The organism is Enterobacter sp. CPE_E1241, assembly GCF_045618265.1.
Classification (GTDB): domain Bacteria; phylum Pseudomonadota; class Gammaproteobacteria; order Enterobacterales; family Enterobacteriaceae; genus Enterobacter; species Enterobacter adelaidei.
This window is the reverse complement of sequence record NZ_JBIWYV010000001.1, coordinates 4,792,209-4,810,695: the sequence shown is the minus strand read 5'-3', so window position 1 is coordinate 4,810,695 and position 18,487 is coordinate 4,792,209. Positions and strand designations below refer to the sequence as shown.

The following is an 18,487-nucleotide window of genomic DNA, read 5'->3' as shown; positions in this document are numbered from 1 at the left end:
GCCCATTTGGGCCGGAAAGCTCTATCGATCAAACGGTTTTACAGAATGTGCGTCTGTACGTCCGGGTCTTTACGGTCGAGATAGTGGATAGACTGAATGCGACGAATGGTGCGTGATTTACCGCGGATCAGCAGCGTTTCAGTGGTTGCCATGTTGCCCTTACGGGTAATGCCGTCCAGCAGATCGCCTTTCGTGATGCCGGTCGCCGAGAAGATAACATTATCGCTGCGGGCCATTTCGTCCAGAGCGAGAACTTTATGAGCTTCGATGCCCATTGCTTCGCAGCGTGCCAGCTCCTCTTCGCCAATCCGACGGTTCTCTTCGCTGTCGCCTTTGACATCATGACGTGGCAGCAGGCGCGCCTGCATGTCGCCGTCCAGGGCGCGGATCACTGCTGCGGATACGACTCCTTCCGGCGCGCCACCGATGCCATAAAGCACATCGACTTCGCTGTCCGGCATACAGGTCAGAATCGAGGCGGCAACGTCGCCATCCGGAATGGCAAACACGCGCACACCGAGTTTTTGCATCTGCGCAATCGTGGCATCGTGGCGCGGTTTCGCCAGAATGGTGACGGTCAGCTCGCTGAGCGGTTTGCCCAATGCTTTGGCGATATTATGCAGGTTCTCTTCCAGCGGCAGACTGAGGTCGATTGCGCCTTTGGCACCCGGGCCGACAATCAGCTTTTCCATGTACATATCTGGCGCGTTGAGGAAGCAGCCTTTGTCGCCCACCGCCAGCACCGCCAGGGCATTGGCCTGACCCATTGCCGTCATGCGCGTGCCTTCGATCGGATCGACGGCGATATCTACCGCATCGCCTTTGCCGGTGCCGACTTTCTCACCAATGTAGAGCATTGGCGCTTCGTCGATCTCGCCTTCGCCGATCACGATGGTGCCGTCGATGTTGACCTGGTTAAGGACGATGCGCATGGCATGGACAGCCGCACCGTCTGCGGTATTTTTGTCGCCACGACCCAGCCATTTATAGCCTGCGAGGGCGGCCGCTTCGGTGACGCGGGAAAACTCGATAGCAAGTTCACGTTTCATGAGGTACTCGTGCAATCAAAAGGAATTGCACGAAGTTTATCACAGAGTGGGGAGACGAGTTCCCTCTCCCCTGTGGGGAGAGGGTTAGGGTGAGGGGAATTACTCTTCGTGATCTTCCCATGCCAGGGCGCGTTTCACCGCTTTTTTCCAGCCGCTGTAGCGGAAGTTACGTTCGGTGGTTTCAATACCTGGGCGGAATTCGCGTTCGATCACCGCTTTTTCCTGCAGCTCGTCCAGGTTCTGCCAGAAACCTACTGCCAGACCGGCGAGGTACGCCGCACCCAGCGCCGTGACTTCACGCACTTCAGGGCGTTCAACGCGGGTACCCAGAATGTCCGACTGGAACTGCATCAGGAAGTTGTTTGCGACCGCACCGCCGTCCACGCGCAGGGCGTGCAGACGAATGCCGGAGTCAGCCTGCATCGCTTCCAGCACGTCGCGCGTCTGGTAGGCGATGGATTCCAGCGTGGCGCGGATAATGTGGTTAGAGTTCACACCACGCGTCAGACCGAAAATCGCGCCGCGTGCATACGGGTCCCAGTACGGTGCGCCCAGACCGGTGAATGCAGGCACCACGTATACGCCGTTGGTGTCTTTCACTTTGGTCGCGAAGTACTCGGAGTCGAACGCATCGCTGATCAGTTTCATCTCATCACGCAGCCACTGAATAGACGCACCCGCCATGAACACTGCACCTTCCAGCGCGTAGTTCACTTCGCCGCGTGGGCCGCAGGCAATGGTGGTCAGCAGGCCGTTTTCTGATTTCACCGCTTTCTCGCCGGTGTTCATCAGCATAAAGCAGCCAGTGCCATAGGTGTTCTTCGCCATCCCTTCCTTGACGCACAGCTGGCCGAACAGCGCCGCCTGCTGGTCACCCGCGATACCGGCGATAGGAATACGCGTACCGCCTTTACCGCCGATGTTGGTCTGGCCGTATACCTCAGAAGACTTGCGTACTTCAGGCAGCATCGCGCGTGGGATATCCAGCGCGTCCAGCATCTTGTCATCCCACTCCAGGGTGTTGATGTTGAACAACATGGTACGTGAGGCGTTGGTATAGTCGGTGACGTGGACACGTCCCTGGGTCATCTTCCAGATAAGCCAGGTATCGACGGTACCGAACAGCAGCTCGCCACGTTTTGCACGCTCGCGCGACCCTTCCACGTGGTCGAGGATCCACTTCACCTTGGTACCGGAGAAATACGGGTCAACAACCAGACCGGTGGCGCTGCGCACATACTCTTCCATGCCATCGCGCTTCAGCTGTTCGCAGATTTCTGATGTGCGGCGGCACTGCCAGACGATGGCATTATAAATAGGCTTACCGGTTTCACGTTCCCAGACAATCGTCGTTTCACGCTGGTTAGTAATACCAATCGCGGCAATCTCGTCGGAACTGATATCGGCTTTCGCCAGCACTTCGACCAGCGTGGAGCTTTGTGATGCCCAGATCTCCATCGGGTCGTGCTCTACCCAGCCTGGACGAGGATAAATTTGCTCAAATTCGCGCTGTGACACGCTGACGATGTTCGCGTCATGATCCATTACGACAGCGCGGGAGCTGGTAGTGCCCTGGTCGAGCGCAACGATATATTTTTTTTCGGTCATGGTATGTGTCCCGTAGTCAGATTACAGCGAAGCTTTTTGTTGTGCGGTAGAAGTCGTTTCCTTCTCCTCTTCCACACAGGTGTCGCACGGTAAGTGGCGACCAATTAATTTGCGGTAGCTAAATGCACCCAGCGCAGCCCCGACAACCGGCGCAAACAGCGGAACCAGGAAGTAAGGAATGTCTTTGCCACCGGTGAAGGCGACGTCGCCCCAGCCTGCGATAAAGGCGAACGCTTTTGGTCCGATATCACGTGCCGGGTTCATCGCAAACCCAGTCAGCGGGCCCATTGATGCGCCAATCACCGCAATCAGCAGGCCAATCAGCAGGGGTGCCAGCGGGCCGCGCGGAATGCCGTTTCCGTCGTCAGTCAGCGCCAGGATAACGCCCATCAGGATAGCGGTAATCACCATTTCAACTGCGAACGCCTGCACAAAATTGATATGCGGGTTAGGGTAGGTTGAGAAGATGCCTGCCAGGTCCAGACTTTCGACACTGCCGCGCACCATATGATGCGTCTGTTCGAAGTCGATGAAAAGATTGTAATAAAGCCCGTAAACTAACGCCGCTGCGCAAAACGCGCCGGCAAACTGAGAAAGAATGAAAGGAACAACTTTGCGTCCTTCGAAGCACGCGAACAGCCACAGTGCGATAGTCACCGCCGGGTTAAGATGTGCACCAGAAACACCTGCAGTCAGGTAGATGGCCATCGCCACGCCCAGACCCCAGATAATACTGATTTCCCACTGACCAAAACTGGCACCCGCCACTTTCAGTGCAGCGACACAGCCCACTCCGAAGAATATCAACAACCCGGTACCAAGGAACTCGGCAATGCACTGGCCTTTTAAGGTTGATGTCTGACTCATAATCGGAATCCTGAAGAAATTGATGTTTATTGTTAGCATGGCCGCCCGTGACAGCCACGATGCCCTGTAGACATAGTGTTAATTTATCGTTAACGAGCAAAAACGAGAAATATCGAAATCAAAATGTGTGGTCTTCGTCATAAAATGAGCGTTTTCGCGCCATAAAGCACATTTTTGCATCAGTGGCGGAATGTGAGCTGAATCATTTCATTAACGAATGAGTTAACAATTTAGGGTGATATGACGCGAACGCACCAGGACCAGACCTAAAAGTGTTGCAAACCGCGATCTGCGCGGTGTGTCGCTGGACACAGAGCGCTGTGCTCCATACAATCGACGGTATATGTCGTGCGCGTTTACGTTAAAGCGTCGCCTTGCAATTCAGGAGAGGTAGCATCATGTCTTTAGAAGTGTTTGAGAAACTGGAATCGAAAGTACAGCAGGCGATTGACACCATCACCCTGCTGCAGATGGAAATCGAAGAGCTGAAAGAGAAGAACAACAGCCTGGCGCAGGAAGTTCAGAACGCTCAGCACGGCCGCGAAGAACTGGAGCGCGAAAACAACCAGCTGCGCGAACAGCAGAACGGCTGGCAGGATCGCCTGCAGGCGCTGCTGGGACGTATGGAAGAAGTCTGATTCCCATTGGAATGAACTGAACAGGCCGGGTAAGGCGATGCCGCTACCCGGCTTTTTTATGGTTCTCGCTAACTGACATCCAACCATAAAAAAGGCCGCCAGAGGCGGCCTTAACGCTACTTGTCCTGCGCTGTCATAGCAAAAGCAACGAACACATTCGGTTCATCACTCTTTACAACGAGTACGCTGGCGACAATGAACGCGATACATAAATAGCGTTTCATTATGCGTTCCCTGCAGCTAACCGCTCCACCGTTCACCACCGGCGATAAGTCGGTGGACACAAGCCCGGTTAAAGGTTGCTTTACGGTTGTGAATACACCTTTCCCTGGACCGATGCCCATGTGCGAGATGGCGGAAAGGGACGGTGCATCATAATGAGCAACAGTAGCGTAGTTAAGGCCTTCAGAGGAGATTAGGAATTTATAAAGGGTCGACGGGGGTTACCAGAGGGATGAACCAGGGTAAGATAAAAATCCTGGTTAAAGGTTGCAAGATAACCCAACGGACCGCGAATCCCGAGGGACAAAAAAACCGCCACATTGCTGTTGGCGGTTTTTTTATGGCCCACGCTTACGGTTTTATTACTCGATATCCAGCGGATCTTCGGAAAGGATTATGCCGGTGTTATCGGCGTACAGATGGTCACCGGAGAAGAAGGTCACGCCGCCGAAGTTAACGCGCACATCGCTTTCACCAATGCCTTCACCCGCTGCACCAACCGGAATGGCGGCAATGGCCTGAATACCAATATCCAGATCTTCAAGATCGTCTACCTGGCGCACGGAACCGTAAACCACAATCCCTTCCCACTCGTTTTGCACGGCAAGGCGAGCCAGCTCAGCATCAATAAGCGCGCGACGCACGGAACCCCCGCCGTCAACTAACAGAACGCGGCCACGGCCATTCTGTTCGAGCAGATCGTACAGCAACCCGTTGTCCTCGAAACATTTCACCGTGACGATTTGTCCGCCAAACGACGACCGCCCACCAAAGTTGGAGAACAGCGGTTCAACGACGTTGACATCTTCCTGGTAGATGTCACAAAGCTCGGAGGTATCGTATTTCATAGGTTTAACGCTCAGTTGCTGCGAATGTGTTCAGTATATCGTGCGAAATGCGTTGTTGGCAAAATCATCAATTGTTAATTGATATTTGTCAGCTAACGAAGCGTCTGGCTTAAAACAATCCCGATGACGAACAACAGGTTAGTCAGAAGCGCGCCTTTTACCGTGCGTTCCAGCATTGGTGGCATGGCTGTAGGGCTCAGTTCGCGCATGACAAATCGCGCCTGCTTAATCAGCAGCGGTGCGGCAAGTACAAACAGCCAGCCCCATACGCTGTGCAGCGAGATCAGGTTAAACAGTGCCAGGCAGACCAGCGCACCCATCAGCAGGCAGGCGTGGTAGCGGCGCGCGTTAACCGGACCCAGACGTACCGCCAGCGTGTTCTTACCGTTCTCACGATCGCTGTCGATATCGCGCAGGTTGTTGATATTGAGCACCGCCGTTGCCAGCAGTCCGCAGGCGGTTGCAGGCAGGAACAACGCAGGGATAAGGGTATGCGCCTGTAAGTACCAGCTTCCCATCACGCTCAACCAGCCGAAGAACACCAGCACGGAAATATCACCCAGACCAATATAACCATAAGGACGCGTGCCGACGGTGTAGGTGATGGCCGCAACAATGGCCAATAAACCTAACACCAGGAAGCCAATAAAATCGCTGGTGGTTTTAGACGCCACCGTCACCAGTGCCAGACCCGATAAACAAATCAGCACCACGGTGATAATCAATGCGCGTTTCATCTGCGCCTGAGTAATCACCCCTTTCTGCATCCCGCGCAGTGGCCCGATACGGTCAGGTTTATCGCTGCCTTTTACCGCGTCACCGTAATCGTTGGCGAGATTGGAGAGAATTTGCAGCAGACCAGCGGTAATCAATGCCAGTGCCGCGACCAGCGGGTCAAAATAACCTTGCCACCAGGCAAGAGCCGTACCGACGACAATCGCAGCAAAGGCCAGAGGAAGTGTTTTAGGGCGCAGACTTTCGAGCCACGCCTGAGTACGGCTGATATCAGTCATAGTTATTTAGCCAATAAAAATGGGGGCATTAGCCCCCATTAAACGTGATGAGAATCCAGTAACCGCGATTATAGGATAAAACGGCTCAGATCTTCATCTGCCACTAACGCATCCAGATGTTTACTCACATATTCTGCGTCAATGGTGATGGTTTGACCGTTAAGGTCGCTCGCATCATAAGAGATATCTTCTACCAGGCGTTCCAGCACGGTATGGAGACGACGCGCACCGATGTTCTCGGTGGTTTCGTTCACCTGCCATGCGGCCTGGGCGATACGTTTGATACCGTCCTGGGTGAACTCGAGGTTCACACCTTCGGTCGCCATCAGCGCTTTGTACTGTACGGTAGCAGAGGCATTTGGCTCGGTCAGGATACGTTCGAAATCTTCAGTGGTCAGCGCCTGCAGCTCAACGCGGATGGGCAGACGACCCTGCAGTTCCGGGATCAGGTCAGACGGGCTGGCAACCTGGAATGCACCGGAGGCGATAAACAGAATGTGGTCCGTTTTTACCATGCCGTGCTTAGTGGAAACGGTGCAGCCTTCAACCAGCGGCAGCAGGTCGCGCTGAACGCCTTCACGGGACACATCCGGGCCGGAGCTGTTGCCGCCACGTTTACAGATTTTATCGATTTCGTCGATAAACACGATACCGTGCTGCTCAACCGCGTCGATAGCATCCTGTTTCAGCTCTTCCGGGTTCACCAGTTTTGCCGCTTCTTCTTCGATAAGCAGCTTCATCGCGTCCTTGATTTTCAGCTTACGCGCTTTCTGCTTCTGGCCGCCCAGGTTCTGGAACATGGACTGCAGCTGGCTGGTCATCTCCTCCATACCTGGAGGTGCCATGATTTCCACGCCCATCGGTGCGGCCGCGAGATCGATCTCAATCTCTTTATCATCCAGCTGGCCTTCACGCAGTTTTTTGCGGAACGCCTGACGTGCGGCTGAAGGTTCAGACTGTTGTTCAGCCTGGCCCCAGTTGTTTTTTGCCGGTGGGATCAACACGTCGAGAATGCGCTCTTCGGCCATCTCTTCCGCGCGGTAGCGGTTTTTCTCAATCGCCTGAACGCGCACCATTTTGATAGCAGAATCGGTCAGATCGCGGATGATAGAATCCACTTCTTTACCGACATAACCTACTTCGGTGAACTTGGTGGCTTCAACTTTGATGAACGGTGCGTTAGCCAGCTTCGCCAGACGACGGGCGATCTCGGTTTTACCGACGCCGGTCGGGCCGATCATCAGAATGTTTTTCGGCGTCACTTCATGGCGCAGCTCTTCGTCAAGCTGCATACGACGCCAGCGGTTACGCAGGGCGATCGCCACGGAGCGCTTGGCGTTATCCTGGCCGATAATATGTTTGTTCAGTTCGCTAACAATTTCGCGTGGGGTCATTTCAGACATGGGAGATCCTTACGCTTTAGACGGTAATTCTTCGATGGTGTGGTTGTGGTTGGTATAAATGCAGATATCACCTGCAATATCCAACGCCTTCACCGCGATATCTCGCGCGTTCATGTCGGTATTTTCCAACAGCGCGCGGGCTGCAGCCTGGGCATAAGGGCCGCCAGAGCCGATGGCAATCAGGTCGTTTTCCGGCTGAATGACGTCACCGTTACCGGTGATAATCAGCGACGCGGTTTCGTCGGCTACGGCCAGCAGCGCTTCGAGCTTGCGCAGCATGCGGTCGGTACGCCAGTCTTTCGCCAGCTCAACAGCGGCTTTCACCAGATGACCCTGGTGCATTTCCAGTTTGCGTTCAAAAAGTTCAAACAGCGTGAAGGCATCAGCGGTGCCGCCAGCAAAACCGGCGATCACTTTGTCGTTATAGAGACGACGTACTTTCTTCACGTTGCCTTTCATGACGGTATTACCCAGCGTGGCCTGGCCATCACCGGCGATTACCACATGGCCGTTACGGCGTACACTTACTATTGTTGTCACGAGCAGACCCCCTGGTTACAGAATCGGGAAACAGAAGCCCTGAGCCTGTGCTCAGGGCTGAATAGAATGATAGATGGGGGGGAAATTGGGGGTTTCAACCCCCGGATGCGAGTCGAATACAGTTTGTGTGACCAGCGACTTTCAAACGTGAAATGGTGCCATCAGCATTTTCTTTGCCTTTCACCGGGCCAATCACCACGCGATTCCATCCATTGTTGGTGGTAATACGTGAATCAAACCCTTCAAAGGCCAGCTGCGCGCGCACCGTTTCCGCCTGCTCGGCACCTTTAAACGAACCGCACTGAACCATCCAGCGGCGCTCGTCTTTTTTCTCTGCCGTCTGCTTCGGTGCCTCGGTCTCTTTAGTGATAGGCGCGGCCTGCTGCGTTTTCGGCTGCTGAGCGGTGGTATGCGCTGGCGTCTGCAAGAGATCCTGATATGGCTGAGCCGTTTGCTTCTGCGGCTGAGTCTTCGGCTGTTGCTGAACCGGCTGGGACTGCACCGTACGCGTCTGCTGCTGGTAAGGCTGTTCCGTTACCCGCGGCTGTGCTTTCGGCTGCTGCACCGGCTGGGTTTGCGCCCACTGTTGTTGCTGCTGTTGCTGTTGCTGAATTTGCTGTTGCGCCTGACGTCGCTGTAACGTTTGCTGACGCTGTGCCGGAGTCTGTTCATTCCACGGGACTTCATTCAGCTGCGTGGGTTGCTGGCGCATATCAGCCTGCATTTGTGCCAACAACTGACGCTGTTCATCCGTCAGCTGATTCGCATTCTGCACTTCTCCACCTGCGGAAGGCTCGGTTGGCGCGCGTACGCCAGGCTGACGGCTTTCCAGCTCTTTGATATAGCGCCAGCGTTCTTCAGGCTTCGGAGGAAGACCATTTCCGGCCACTTTACTGGCCTGAAGCGCCTCAGACTCTTCTTTTTTATGGTGCGTAATAAAGTACAGTCCACCAATAAAGGCGACGACTACAGCCGCAGCAATAGCGACCATTGCTGGCGAGACAGCAGGCAGGTTACTCTGCTTTTTCCTTGAGCTACTCTTTTTGCGTCGCGAAGGTGCCGGCTGGCCGCGACGTACATAATCTCGTTGTGCCACTATCGTTTCGCTGTATTTATTCGTTCGTCAGTCCGCCATGTTACTTAAGCGGCGGGGCTTTGACCAGATAAGGGTATCCGAAAGACGTTTACTTTAAGTCAATGCCTGGGTAGTGCCGCGAACAATCAGTTCGCAGTCCAGCAACCGCGAGCCGCTGCTAACTGTTTGACCGTGAAGCTGATCCAGCAGAAGAAGCATCGCTTCGCGGCCGATTTGATAGCGCGGCTGAGCGACCGTTGAGAGCGGTGGATCGCAAAATTCTGAAAGCGAAATATTATCGAATCCGATGATCGATAAATCTTTCGGTATGCGCAGGCCACGACGTTTGGCATACGACAATGCGCCCAGCGCCATTACATCGCTGTGACAGAATACGGCGGTGGGCGGCTCAGGCAGGTCCAGAAGTTTTTCCAGCGCCTGTCCACCCGCAGCGAAGGTGAAGTCACCACGAGCAATATAGTGCGGATTGACAGTGACGCCGGTACGGCGCAGCGCCTGAACGTAGCCCTGTAAGCGGTAGTGACACAGCGGCATCTCTTCCGGTCCGGCAATGCAGCCAATACGTTTATGCCCCAGTTCCTGGAGATAGTTGACGGCGTTGAATGCGGCGGTGAGGTTATCGATATGGACCGTCGGCAGCTCCAGCTCTGGCGCAAACTCGTTGGCCATGACCATCGGCGGTAAATTACGCTGCTCTTCAATGCTGGCATCAAACGGCAGGCGAGAGCCAAGCAGCAACATACCGTCGATCTGCTTGGTGATAATGAGGTCGATAAAGGTTTTTTCCTGCTGGTTCTGGTGCGCACAGTCGCCAATCAGTACCAGATAACCCTGTTCAGCCGCTGTCACTTCAATACCGCGGATAATCTCGCTGAAAAAGGGATCGCAGATGTCCGGCACAATCACCAGGATGGTGCGCGACTCATTGCGCTTGACGTTACGGCCCATCGCCTGTGGAAAATAGCCCACTTCCAGCGCAGCCTGCTCAACCCGGTTACGGGTCGCCTGGGAGACTTTATCCGGATTCATTAATGCGCGGGATACCGTTGCCGTAGAGACCTGTGCTTTCTGGGCAACGTCTTTCATGGTCGCCGGTGCAACCTCTTTGCTGGACTTCAACGTCTTCTCCTCGCCTGAACACCGAACTTCTGACATCACCATTTTTACAGATAGTTAATGGAATCGGTTACAGAATTTTCATAAAAAGTGTGAGGAACGTTAAATTTTTCGATCCGTCTTCAGCCTTCGATGGGATCGACGTCCAGTACCCACTTCACTTTTCGCGCCTCCGGAAGGGTGTTAATCAGTACCAGCGCGCCGCTGACGATATGCTGGAGACGAATTCTCGAAGGGTGCTGGAGCAAAATTTGCCAGCGAAAACGTCCGCCGCGCTTTGGTGCCAGTGCCGGAACCGGGCCCAAAATCCACAGTTGGTTATCCACCAGTGGATTGGCCTGCAGGAGGTTTCTCAGCTGCTGCAGGAAAAGTGGGGCCTGCTGGTTGTTATGATCTTCTGCACGAACGATCACGTGGCTGGTCCACGGCGGTAGCTGCAGGGTCTGGCGTTCTGCCAGCGCCTGTTCGGCAAAGGCGTCATAGCCTTTGTGTAGCAGGGTCTGGAGTAACGGGTGTTCAGGGTGGTGCGTTTGCAGAACCACTTCGCCCTGTTTGCCCGCGCGTCCGGCACGACCGGCGACCTGGGTATAAAGCTGGGCAAAACGTTCCGCGGAACGGAAGTCTGCTGAGAAGAGTGCGCCGTCGACATCCAGCAGGGCAACTAGCGTTACACCCGGGAAATGGTGTCCTTTCGCCAGCATCTGGGTACCAATCAAAATGCGTGCGCCGCCGCGATGCACTTCCGCCAGTTGTTGTTCCAGCGCGCCTTTGCGGCTGGTGGTGTCCCGATCGATGCGGGACAGGGGGATGTCAGGGAAGAAGGGCGCAAGAGCCTGTTCCAGCTGTTCAGTCCCCAGACCCACCGGCACAATGTGCGTTGAACCACACGATGGACACTGGCGCGGAACAGGGCGTTGACTGTCGCAGTGGTGGCAGCGCAAATGACGCTGGGCCTGATGGAAGGTGTAGTAATGATCGCAGCGCGGGCACTCGGCAATCCAGCCGCAGTCGTGGCACAGCAGAGCTGGCGCAAATCCGCGTCGGTTGAGAAACAGAATGACCTGGTTCCCGGCCTGCAAATGCTGGCGCATCCGGGTGATAAGCGCGGGTGCTAACCCCGCCTGAACCTGCTGTCCTTTCAGATCCAGTACGTGCTGAATGGCCGGGCGCGCATTTCCCGCGCGACGCGTCAGGCGCAGCATATGGTATTTACGCTGGCGCACGTTGTGCAGCGTTTCGAGCGCCGGCGTGGCGGAGCCGAGAATAATAGGAATTTGCTCGCTGTGCGCGCGATAGACCGCCAGATCGCGGGCATGGTAACGCCAGCCTTCCTGCTGTTTATAGGAGCTGTCGTGCTCTTCGTCGATCACGATAACGCCGAGATTTTTAAACGGCGTAAACAGCGACGAGCGGGTGCCGATCACAATCGCCGCTTCACCGTTTTTCGCTTTCAGCCAGGCGTTGAGGCGCTCGCTGTCGTTCAGGCCGGAGTGCAGCACCTCAACCGGCGCGTTAAAGCGCTCGCGGAATCGGGCGATGGTTTGCGGCGTCAGGCCAATTTCCGGCACCATCACCAGCGCCTGTTTACCCTGTGCGAGCACGTTTTCCAGCACGCTCAGGTAGACTTCGGTCTTGCCGGAACCGGTGACTCCCGCCAGCAGCCAGGCAGAGAAATGATCGGAGGCGCTATGGATCGCGCCGACGGCGGTGGCCTGCTCGGTATTCAGACGCAGGCGATCACCTGAAACGGAGAAACTCTCTCGCCAGTCGTAAAGCGCAGGCGCTTCGCTGCCCAGTTCACTCAGCCCTTTCTTTCTCAGGGCTTGTAGCGCCGTTTCGCTGATCTCAAGTTCGTCGACCTGATGACGCCAGATTTTCCCCTGGCGCAGCGCCGCCAGCGCCTGCTGCTGTTTCTGCGAGCGTTTGAGGCTGTTGATGTCGACAGCCTGACCTTCTTCGGTGGCAAACCAGTACCACATCGGCGCATGGCTGGCGCTCTTACCCTGACGCAGCATAATGGGCAGGGCGTGGAACAGGACGTCGCCGATGGGATGGTGGTAGTAATCCGCCGCCCACAGCAGAAGTCGCCAGGTGCTGCTGGAGTAAACCGGCTCACTGTCCAGCACCTCAACAACGGATTTCAGTTCATTAAGCGGTAACTCGCTCTTATCGCTGACCGAAACCACAATCCCCACACGCTGCTGCTTGCCAAAGGGCACGATCACGCGACAGCCCGCTTTGGCGCTCATGCTGTCAGGCAGCAGATAGTCAAAGGTGCGGGAAAGCGGAACGGGCAGGGCAACGTGAGCGACGGGCATCTAATCTTCCTGACTTGAAAAGTGGCGCGTTAGTATACACATTAGTAAAAGCGGCGTGCGGATCAGTTTGCATACGTTGGTCAAATTCTGTATGATTCGCCGCCTTTGGTGTACTTTACGCCAAAGAACTTACAATCAACATCGCGTGGTGTCTGGCGTTAGGGCTGGAAGAGCGACGCGGCCTTAACTGAGGTTCTCCCATGAAAAAAGATATTCACCCGAAATACGAAATGATTACTGCAAACTGTTCTTGCGGTAACTCTATCCAGATCCGCTCTACCGTGGGTCACGATCTGAACCTGGACGTGTGCGGCAAATGCCACCCGTTCTACACTGGTAAGCAGCGTGATGTTGCAACCGGTGGCCGTGTTGACCGCTTCAACAAGCGTTTCAGCATCCCGGGCGCTAAATAAGTTTCCCGAAAAAAAGGCACCGCAAGGTGCCTTTTTTGTATCCGCTTTTCAGTATTCCCACGTCTCCGGGTCAATACCCAGTTCACGCATGATCACCTTCGCCTCTTCCGGGATTTCGTCGCTACGCTCTTTGCGCAGATCGTCATCGTTCGGCAACGGTTGACCGGTAAACGCATGCAGAAACGCTTCGCACAACAGTTCGCTGTTGGTTGCGTGGCGCAGGTTGTTCACCTGACGACGCGTACGTTCATCGGTGAGGATCTTCAACACCTTCAGAGGAATGGAAACCGTAATTTTCTTTACTTGCTCACTCTTCTTACCGTGCTCAGCGTATGGGCTGATATATTCGCCGCTCCATTCAGCCATGAGATACCTTTAATCCTCTCAGTCATTTATCTAAGGGTGCAAAACCTGTAACTCTGGGTTTTGAACCGTAATCTTGCCTAGTTTACCGTAGAGACGATACCGTGGCACGGATATTGCCGCTGCAGCGTGCACTAAAGCATATAATTTTAACGGCTATTTGCGCATTGCTCAATCTATACGCAAAGAAGTTTAGATGTCCAGATGTATTGACGTCCATACATTCAATGTTTACTCTGGTGCCTGACTTTTCACCTCATTCGCCAGGAAGCCTTCACCATGACGCGTAAACAGGCCACTATTGCAGTGCGTAGCGGATTAAATGATGACGAGCAGTACGGCTGCGTTGTCCCGCCGATTCATCTTTCCAGTACCTATAATTTCACCGGATTTAATGAACCCCGCGCGCATGATTACTCGCGTCGTGGCAACCCTACGCGTGATGTGACCCAGCGCGCGCTGGCTGAGCTGGAAGGTGGCGCAGGTGCAGTATTAACCAATACCGGTATGTCCGCCATTCACCTGGTGACAACGGTGTTCCTGAAACCGGGTGATCTGCTGGTTGCGCCGCACGACTGCTACGGCGGCAGCTATCGTCTGTTTGATAGTCTGGCAAAGCGCGGCTGTTATCGCGTGCTGTTTGTCGATCAAAACGACGAACAGGCGCTGAAACAGGCGCTGGCAGAGAAACCGAAGCTGGTACTGGTGGAAAGTCCAAGCAACCCATTGTTGCGCGTTGTCGACATTGCGAAAATTTGTCAGCTCGCAAGGGATGCGGGAGCGATAAGTGTAGTGGATAATACGTTCCTCAGTCCGGCCCTTCAGAACCCATTAGCATTGGGTGCTGATCTGGTATTGCATTCATGCACTAAATATCTGAACGGCCATTCTGACGTGGTCGCGGGTGTGGTGATTGCAAAAGATCCCGAGGTTGTCACGGAACTGGCATGGTGGGCCAATAACATTGGCGTCACCGCGGGTGCCTTCGACAGCTACTTGCTGTTACGTGGCATTCGTACGCTGTCGCCGCGCATGGAAGTGGCGCAGCGCAATGCTCAGGCGATTGTCGATTTCCTGAAAACGCAGCCGCTGGTGAAGAAGCTCTATCACCCGTCGCTGCCGGAAAACCAGGGGCACGAGATCGCCGCGCGCCAGCAGAAGGGATTTGGCGCGATGTTAAGTTTTGAACTGGACGGTGACGAGCAAACGCTGCGTCGCTTCCTGAGCGGGCTGTCATTGTTTACGCTGGCGGAATCCTTAGGTGGGGTTGAAAGCTTAATCTCCCACGCCGCGACCATGACGCACGCAGGTATGGCACTCGAAGCACGTGCCGCCGCCGGGATTTCCGAGACGCTGCTGCGAATCTCAACCGGTATTGAAGATTCTGAAGATTTAATTGCCGATCTGGAAAATGGCTTCCGGGTCGCAGCCAAGGGGTAATCATGAGTGTGATAGCGCAGGCAGGGGCGAAGGGTCGTCAGCTGCACAAGTTTGGTGGTAGTAGTCTTGCTGATGTGAAATGTTATCTGCGTGTCGCAGGGATCATGACAGAGTATTCGCAGCCGGGGGACATGATGGTTGTCTCTGCGGCGGGCAGCACCACCAACCAGTTGATTAGCTGGCTGAAATTGAGCCAGACCGATCGCCTTTCTGCGCATCAGGTGCAACAGTCCTTACGTCGTTATCAGAGCGAGCTAATTGCTGGCCTGCTGCCTGCAGACGTAGCGGACGGGCTGATCAGTGCCTTCACCCATGACCTTGAGCGTCTGGCTGCCCTGCTGGACAGCGGCATTACCGAAGCGGTGTATGCCGAAGTGGTCGGCCACGGGGAAGTGTGGTCTGCGCGTCTCATGGCTGCCGTATTGCAACATCTTGGTGTTGAAGCCGCCTGGCTCGACGCGCGCGATTTCCTGCGCGCTGAGCGTGCTGCACAGCCGCAGGTCGACGAAGGATTGTCTTACCCGTTACTGCAACAGCTGCTGGTGCAACATCCAGGTAAACGCATTGTCGTCACCGGCTTTATCAGCCGCAGCAACGCGGGCGAAACGGTGCTGCTGGGGCGTAACGGCTCCGACTACTCTGCAACGCAAATCGGTGCTCTGGCGGGCGTGTCCCGCGTCACCATCTGGAGTGACGTGGCTGGTGTTTACAGCGCCGACCCGCGCAAAGTGAAAGATGCCTGTTTACTGCCGCTGCTGCGTCTCGACGAAGCCAGCGAACTGGCACGTCTGGCGGCACCGGTACTGCACGCGCGCACGCTGCAGCCAGTCTCCGGCAGCGATATTGACCTGCAGCTGCGCTGCAGTTACACCCCGGATCAGGGCTCCACGCGCATTGAGCGCGTGCTGGCTTCCGGTACCGGGGCGCGTATTGTTACCAGCCACGACGACATCTGTCTGATTGAGTTCCAGGTTCCGGCAGGACAGGATTTCAAACTGGCACATAAGGACATCGACCTGGTGTTAAAGCGTGCTCAGGTGCGTCCGCTGGCCGTTGGCGTGCATAACGACCGCCAGCTGCTGCAGTTCTGCTATACCGCAGAAGTGGCGGACAGCGCGCTGAAAATTCTGGATGAAGCGGGCCTGCCGGGCGAGCTTCGCCTGCGTCAGGGGCTGGCGCTGGTGGCGATGGTGGGCGCGGGCGTCACCCGTAACCCGCTGCACTGCCACCGTTTCTGGCAGCAACTGAAGGGACAGCCGGTGGAGTTTACCTGGCAGTCCGAAGAGGGCATCAGCCTGGTCGCCGTGCTGCGTAAAGGGCCTACCGAGAGCCTGATTCAGGGTCTGCATACCTCTCTGTTCCGCGCGGAAAAACGCATTGGCCTGGTGCTGTTCGGTAAAGGCAACATCGGTTCCCGCTGGCTGGAGCTGTTTGCCCGCGAACAGGTCACTCTCTCTGCACGTACCGGGTTTGAATTTATTCTCGCTGGCGTGGTGGACAGCCGCCGCAGCCTGCTGAACTACGAAGGGCTGGACGCCAGCCGTGCGCTTGCCTTCTTTAATGATGAAGCCGTCGAGCAGGATGAAGAGTCGCTGTTCCTGTGGATGCGTGCGCACCCGTATGACGATCTGGTAGTGCTGGACGTCACCGCCAGCGAACAACTGGCCGATCAGTATCTTGATTTCGCCAGCCACGGGTTCCACGTCATTAGCGCCAATAAGCTGGCGGGGGCAAGTAGCACCGATAAATACCGTCAGATCCACGACGCGTTTGAAAAAACAGGTCGTCACTGGCTCTATAACGCCACCGTGGGCGCGGGCCTGCCGGTTAACCACACCGTGCGTGATCTGATTGAAAGCGGCGACAGTATTCTGGCGCTGAGCGGTATCTTCTCCGGCACGCTCTCCTGGTTGTTCCTGCAGTTTGACGGCACCGTACCGTTCACCGACTTGGTGGATCAGGCGTGGCAGCAGGGCTTAACCGAGCCCGATCCGCGCGTTGACCTCTCCGGTAAAGATGTAATGCGCAAGCTGGTGATCCTCGCGCGTGAAGCCGGATACGACATCGAACCGGATTCCGTGCGCGTCGAATCACTGGTGACTGCTGGCTGTGAAGAAGGTTCTATAGACCATTTCTTTGAAAATGGTGAAGAGCTTAACGAGCAGATGGTACAGCGTCTGGAAGCGGCGAACGAGATGGGGCTGGTTTTGCGCTATGTGGCGCGTTTTGAGGCCAACGGAAAAGCGCGTGTGGGTGTTGAGGCGGTGCGTCCTGAACATCCGCTGGCAGCACTTTTGCCGTGCGATAACGTCTTCGCGATCGAAAGCCGCTGGTATCGTGATAACCCACTGGTGATCCGCGGTCCGGGGGCGGGCCGCGATGTGACCGCCGGCGCGATCCAGTCCGACATCAACCGCCTGGCTAAGTTACTGTAACGCCTGAATTTCCCTCTCTCTCCGGGAGAGGGAATTACCCTCATCATGAATTTTCCTCATATTCCCTGAGCAAACCTCACCGTTATTGTTGATTATTTCTGTTGACGTCCCCCCGCTTTTCCGTCATTTTTACATCTGGACGTCTAAACGTATAGAAGTTCACAAAACAACACACAACGACACGCGATTGATAGAGGTACGGTATGAGCTTTTTTCACGCCAACCAGCGGGAAGCCCTGAATCAGAGCCTGGCCGAAGTAAACGGCCAGATTAACGTCTCTTTTGAATTTTTCCCGCCGCGCACCAGTGAAATGGAGCAAACTCTGTGGAGCTCTATCGATCGCCTGAGCAGCCTGAAACCGAAGTTTGTCTCCGTCACCTACGGTGCAAACTCCGGCGAGCGTGACCGTACGCACAGCATCATTAAAGGCATTAAAGATCGCACCGGTCTGGAAGCGGCCCCACATCTCACCTGCATCGACGCAACCCGTGATGAACTGCGTGCTATCGCCCAGGATTACTGGAACAACGGCATTCGTCATATTGTTGCCCTGCGCGGTGACCTGCCGCCGGGTAGCGGTAAGCCGGAAATGTATGCTGCCGACCTGGTCGCGCTGCTGAAAGACGTGGCCGATTTTGATATCTCCGTTGCCGCTTATCCTGAAGTTCACCCGGAAGCGAAAAGCGCCCAGGCCGATCTGCTTAACCTGAAGCGTAAAGTGGAAGCCGGTGCAAACCGCGCGATTACCCAGTTCTTCTTTGATGTGGAAAGCTACCTGCGCTTCCGTGACCGCTGTGTTTCCGCAGGCATCGACGTTGAAATCATCCCAGGTATTCTGCCGGTCTCTAACTTCAAACAGGCGAAGAAATTTGCTGACATGACGAATGTGCGCATTCCGCTTTGGATGTCTAAAATGTACGAAGGGCTGGACGATGACCCGGAAACACGCAAGCTGGTGGGCGCAAATATCGCGATGGACATGGTGAAGATTTTAAGTCGTGAAGGGGTGAAGGATTTCCACTTCTACACGCTGAACCGTGCGGAGATGAGTTACGCCATATGCCACACGCTCGGTGTTAGACCAGGCGTGTAACAAAAAAGCCCTCTTCGGAGGGTT

Annotated in this window: 16 protein-coding genes; 5 read left to right on the top strand and 11 right to left on the bottom strand. The window is 55.3% G+C overall.

All coding sequences use genetic code 11. From position 1 onward, the window contains the following. Positions 1-38 precede the first annotated feature (38 nt). The 3 genes from glpX to ACJ9Y9_RS23470 all read right to left on the bottom strand — a co-directional run bounded on the left by glpX (position 39) and on the right by ACJ9Y9_RS23470 (position 3,524). Positions 39-1,049, bottom strand: coding sequence for a class II fructose-bisphosphatase (glpX, locus tag ACJ9Y9_RS23480; protein ID WP_028018116.1), 1,011 nt, complete (start codon positions 1,047-1,049; stop codon positions 39-41). 99 nt (positions 1,050-1,148) lie between these two features. Then, the gene (gene glpK, locus ACJ9Y9_RS23475) at positions 1,149-2,657 is read right to left on the bottom strand and encodes a glycerol kinase GlpK (RefSeq protein ID WP_028018115.1); all 1,509 of its coding nucleotides are present in this window, start codon (positions 2,655-2,657) and stop codon (positions 1,149-1,151) included. A gap of 21 nt (positions 2,658-2,678) precedes the next feature. Then, entirely contained in the window at positions 2,679-3,524 is an 846-nt protein-coding gene (locus tag ACJ9Y9_RS23470; RefSeq protein WP_028018114.1) for an MIP/aquaporin family protein, read from the bottom strand. Between the two features lie 398 nt (positions 3,525-3,922). On the opposite strand from ACJ9Y9_RS23470, the gene zapB reads away from it, so the two are divergent. After that, positions 3,923-4,162, top strand: coding sequence for a septal ring assembly protein ZapB (zapB, locus tag ACJ9Y9_RS23465; protein ID WP_010436935.1), 240 nt, complete (start codon positions 3,923-3,925; stop codon positions 4,160-4,162). Positions 4,163-4,746: 584 nt separating this feature from the next. Here the strand turns inward: zapB and rraA are convergent. The 7 genes from rraA to priA form a co-directional block, all read right to left on the bottom strand. Further along, positions 4,747-5,232 carry a ribonuclease E activity regulator RraA gene (rraA, locus tag ACJ9Y9_RS23460; RefSeq protein ID WP_014172197.1) on the bottom strand — a complete coding sequence of 162 codons (486 nt, stop codon included), beginning with the start codon at positions 5,230-5,232 and terminating at the stop codon, positions 4,747-4,749. A 92-nt stretch (positions 5,233-5,324) separates the two neighbouring features. Next, entirely contained in the window at positions 5,325-6,251 is a 927-nt protein-coding gene (gene menA, locus ACJ9Y9_RS23455; RefSeq protein ID WP_152546600.1) for a 1,4-dihydroxy-2-naphthoate polyprenyltransferase, read from the bottom strand. Positions 6,252-6,313: 62 nt separating this feature from the next. Continuing rightward, entirely contained in the window at positions 6,314-7,648 is a 1,335-nt protein-coding gene (hslU, locus tag ACJ9Y9_RS23450) for an HslU--HslV peptidase ATPase subunit (protein ID WP_028018112.1), read from the bottom strand. A gap of 9 nt (positions 7,649-7,657) precedes the next feature. Then, positions 7,658-8,188, bottom strand: a complete 531-nt coding sequence (hslV, locus tag ACJ9Y9_RS23445) for an ATP-dependent protease subunit HslV (RefSeq protein WP_014172194.1) — start codon at positions 8,186-8,188, stop codon at positions 7,658-7,660. A gap of 94 nt (positions 8,189-8,282) precedes the next feature. Continuing rightward, complete coding sequence (gene ftsN / locus ACJ9Y9_RS23440) at positions 8,283-9,284, bottom strand: cell division protein FtsN (RefSeq protein ID WP_028018111.1); 1,002 nt, start codon at positions 9,282-9,284, stop codon at positions 8,283-8,285. Positions 9,285-9,377: 93 nt separating this feature from the next. After that, positions 9,378-10,403 carry a DNA-binding transcriptional regulator CytR gene (gene cytR / locus ACJ9Y9_RS23435; RefSeq protein WP_028018110.1) on the bottom strand — a complete coding sequence of 342 codons (1,026 nt, stop codon included), beginning with the start codon at positions 10,401-10,403 and terminating at the stop codon, positions 9,378-9,380. Positions 10,404-10,522: 119 nt separating this feature from the next. Further along, complete coding sequence (gene priA / locus ACJ9Y9_RS23430) at positions 10,523-12,718, bottom strand: primosomal protein N' (RefSeq protein WP_028018109.1); 2,196 nt, start codon at positions 12,716-12,718, stop codon at positions 10,523-10,525. Between the two features lie 200 nt (positions 12,719-12,918). On the opposite strand from priA, the gene rpmE reads away from it, so the two are divergent. Beyond that, positions 12,919-13,131, top strand: coding sequence for a 50S ribosomal protein L31 (gene rpmE / locus ACJ9Y9_RS23425; RefSeq protein ID WP_003862040.1), 213 nt, complete (start codon positions 12,919-12,921; stop codon positions 13,129-13,131). 48 nt (positions 13,132-13,179) lie between these two features. On the opposite strand, the gene metJ is transcribed toward rpmE, so the two are convergent. Next, positions 13,180-13,497 carry a met regulon transcriptional regulator MetJ gene (metJ, locus tag ACJ9Y9_RS23420; protein ID WP_003862042.1) on the bottom strand — a complete coding sequence of 106 codons (318 nt, stop codon included), beginning with the start codon at positions 13,495-13,497 and terminating at the stop codon, positions 13,180-13,182. 276 nt (positions 13,498-13,773) lie between these two features. On the opposite strand from metJ, the gene metB reads away from it, so the two are divergent. The 3 genes from metB (at position 13,774) to metF (ending at position 18,463) form a co-directional block, all read left to right on the top strand. Then, positions 13,774-14,934: a cystathionine gamma-synthase gene (gene metB / locus ACJ9Y9_RS23415; RefSeq protein WP_028018108.1), complete on the top strand. Its 1,161-nt coding sequence runs from the start codon at positions 13,774-13,776 to the stop codon at positions 14,932-14,934. 2 nt (positions 14,935-14,936) lie between these two features. Further along, positions 14,937-17,369, top strand: coding sequence for a bifunctional aspartate kinase/homoserine dehydrogenase II (locus tag ACJ9Y9_RS23410; RefSeq protein WP_028018107.1), 2,433 nt, complete (start codon positions 14,937-14,939; stop codon positions 17,367-17,369). Positions 17,370-17,572: 203 nt separating this feature from the next. Further along, the gene (gene metF, locus ACJ9Y9_RS23405; protein WP_028018106.1) at positions 17,573-18,463 is read left to right on the top strand and encodes a methylenetetrahydrofolate reductase; all 891 of its coding nucleotides are present in this window, start codon (positions 17,573-17,575) and stop codon (positions 18,461-18,463) included. Positions 18,464-18,487: the final 24 nt, after the last annotated feature.

Excerpts from the sequence above, each read along its gene's own strand:
- glpX (WP_028018116.1), bottom strand. The coding sequence starts at position 1,049 with ATGAAACGTGAACTTGCTATCGAGTTTTCCCGCGTCACCGAAGCGGCC.
- glpK (WP_028018115.1), bottom strand. The coding sequence starts at position 2,657 with ATGACCGAAAAAAAATATATCGTTGCGCTCGACCAGGGCACTACCAGC.
- ACJ9Y9_RS23470 (WP_028018114.1), bottom strand. The coding sequence starts at position 3,524 with ATGAGTCAGACATCAACCTTAAAAGGCCAGTGCATTGCCGAGTTCCTT.
- zapB (WP_010436935.1), top strand. The coding sequence starts at position 3,923 with ATGTCTTTAGAAGTGTTTGAGAAACTGGAATCGAAAGTACAGCAGGCG.
- rraA (WP_014172197.1), bottom strand. The coding sequence starts at position 5,232 with ATGAAATACGATACCTCCGAGCTTTGTGACATCTACCAGGAAGATGTC.
- hslU (WP_028018112.1), bottom strand. The coding sequence starts at position 7,648 with ATGTCTGAAATGACCCCACGCGAAATTGTTAGCGAACTGAACAAACAT.
- priA (WP_028018109.1), bottom strand. The coding sequence starts at position 12,718 with ATGCCCGTCGCTCACGTTGCCCTGCCCGTTCCGCTTTCCCGCACCTTT.
- rpmE (WP_003862040.1), top strand. The coding sequence starts at position 12,919 with ATGAAAAAAGATATTCACCCGAAATACGAAATGATTACTGCAAACTGT.
- metJ (WP_003862042.1), bottom strand. The coding sequence starts at position 13,497 with ATGGCTGAATGGAGCGGCGAATATATCAGCCCATACGCTGAGCACGGT.
- metB (WP_028018108.1), top strand. The coding sequence starts at position 13,774 with ATGACGCGTAAACAGGCCACTATTGCAGTGCGTAGCGGATTAAATGAT.
- ACJ9Y9_RS23410 (WP_028018107.1), top strand. The coding sequence starts at position 14,937 with ATGAGTGTGATAGCGCAGGCAGGGGCGAAGGGTCGTCAGCTGCACAAG.
- metF (WP_028018106.1), top strand. The coding sequence starts at position 17,573 with ATGAGCTTTTTTCACGCCAACCAGCGGGAAGCCCTGAATCAGAGCCTG.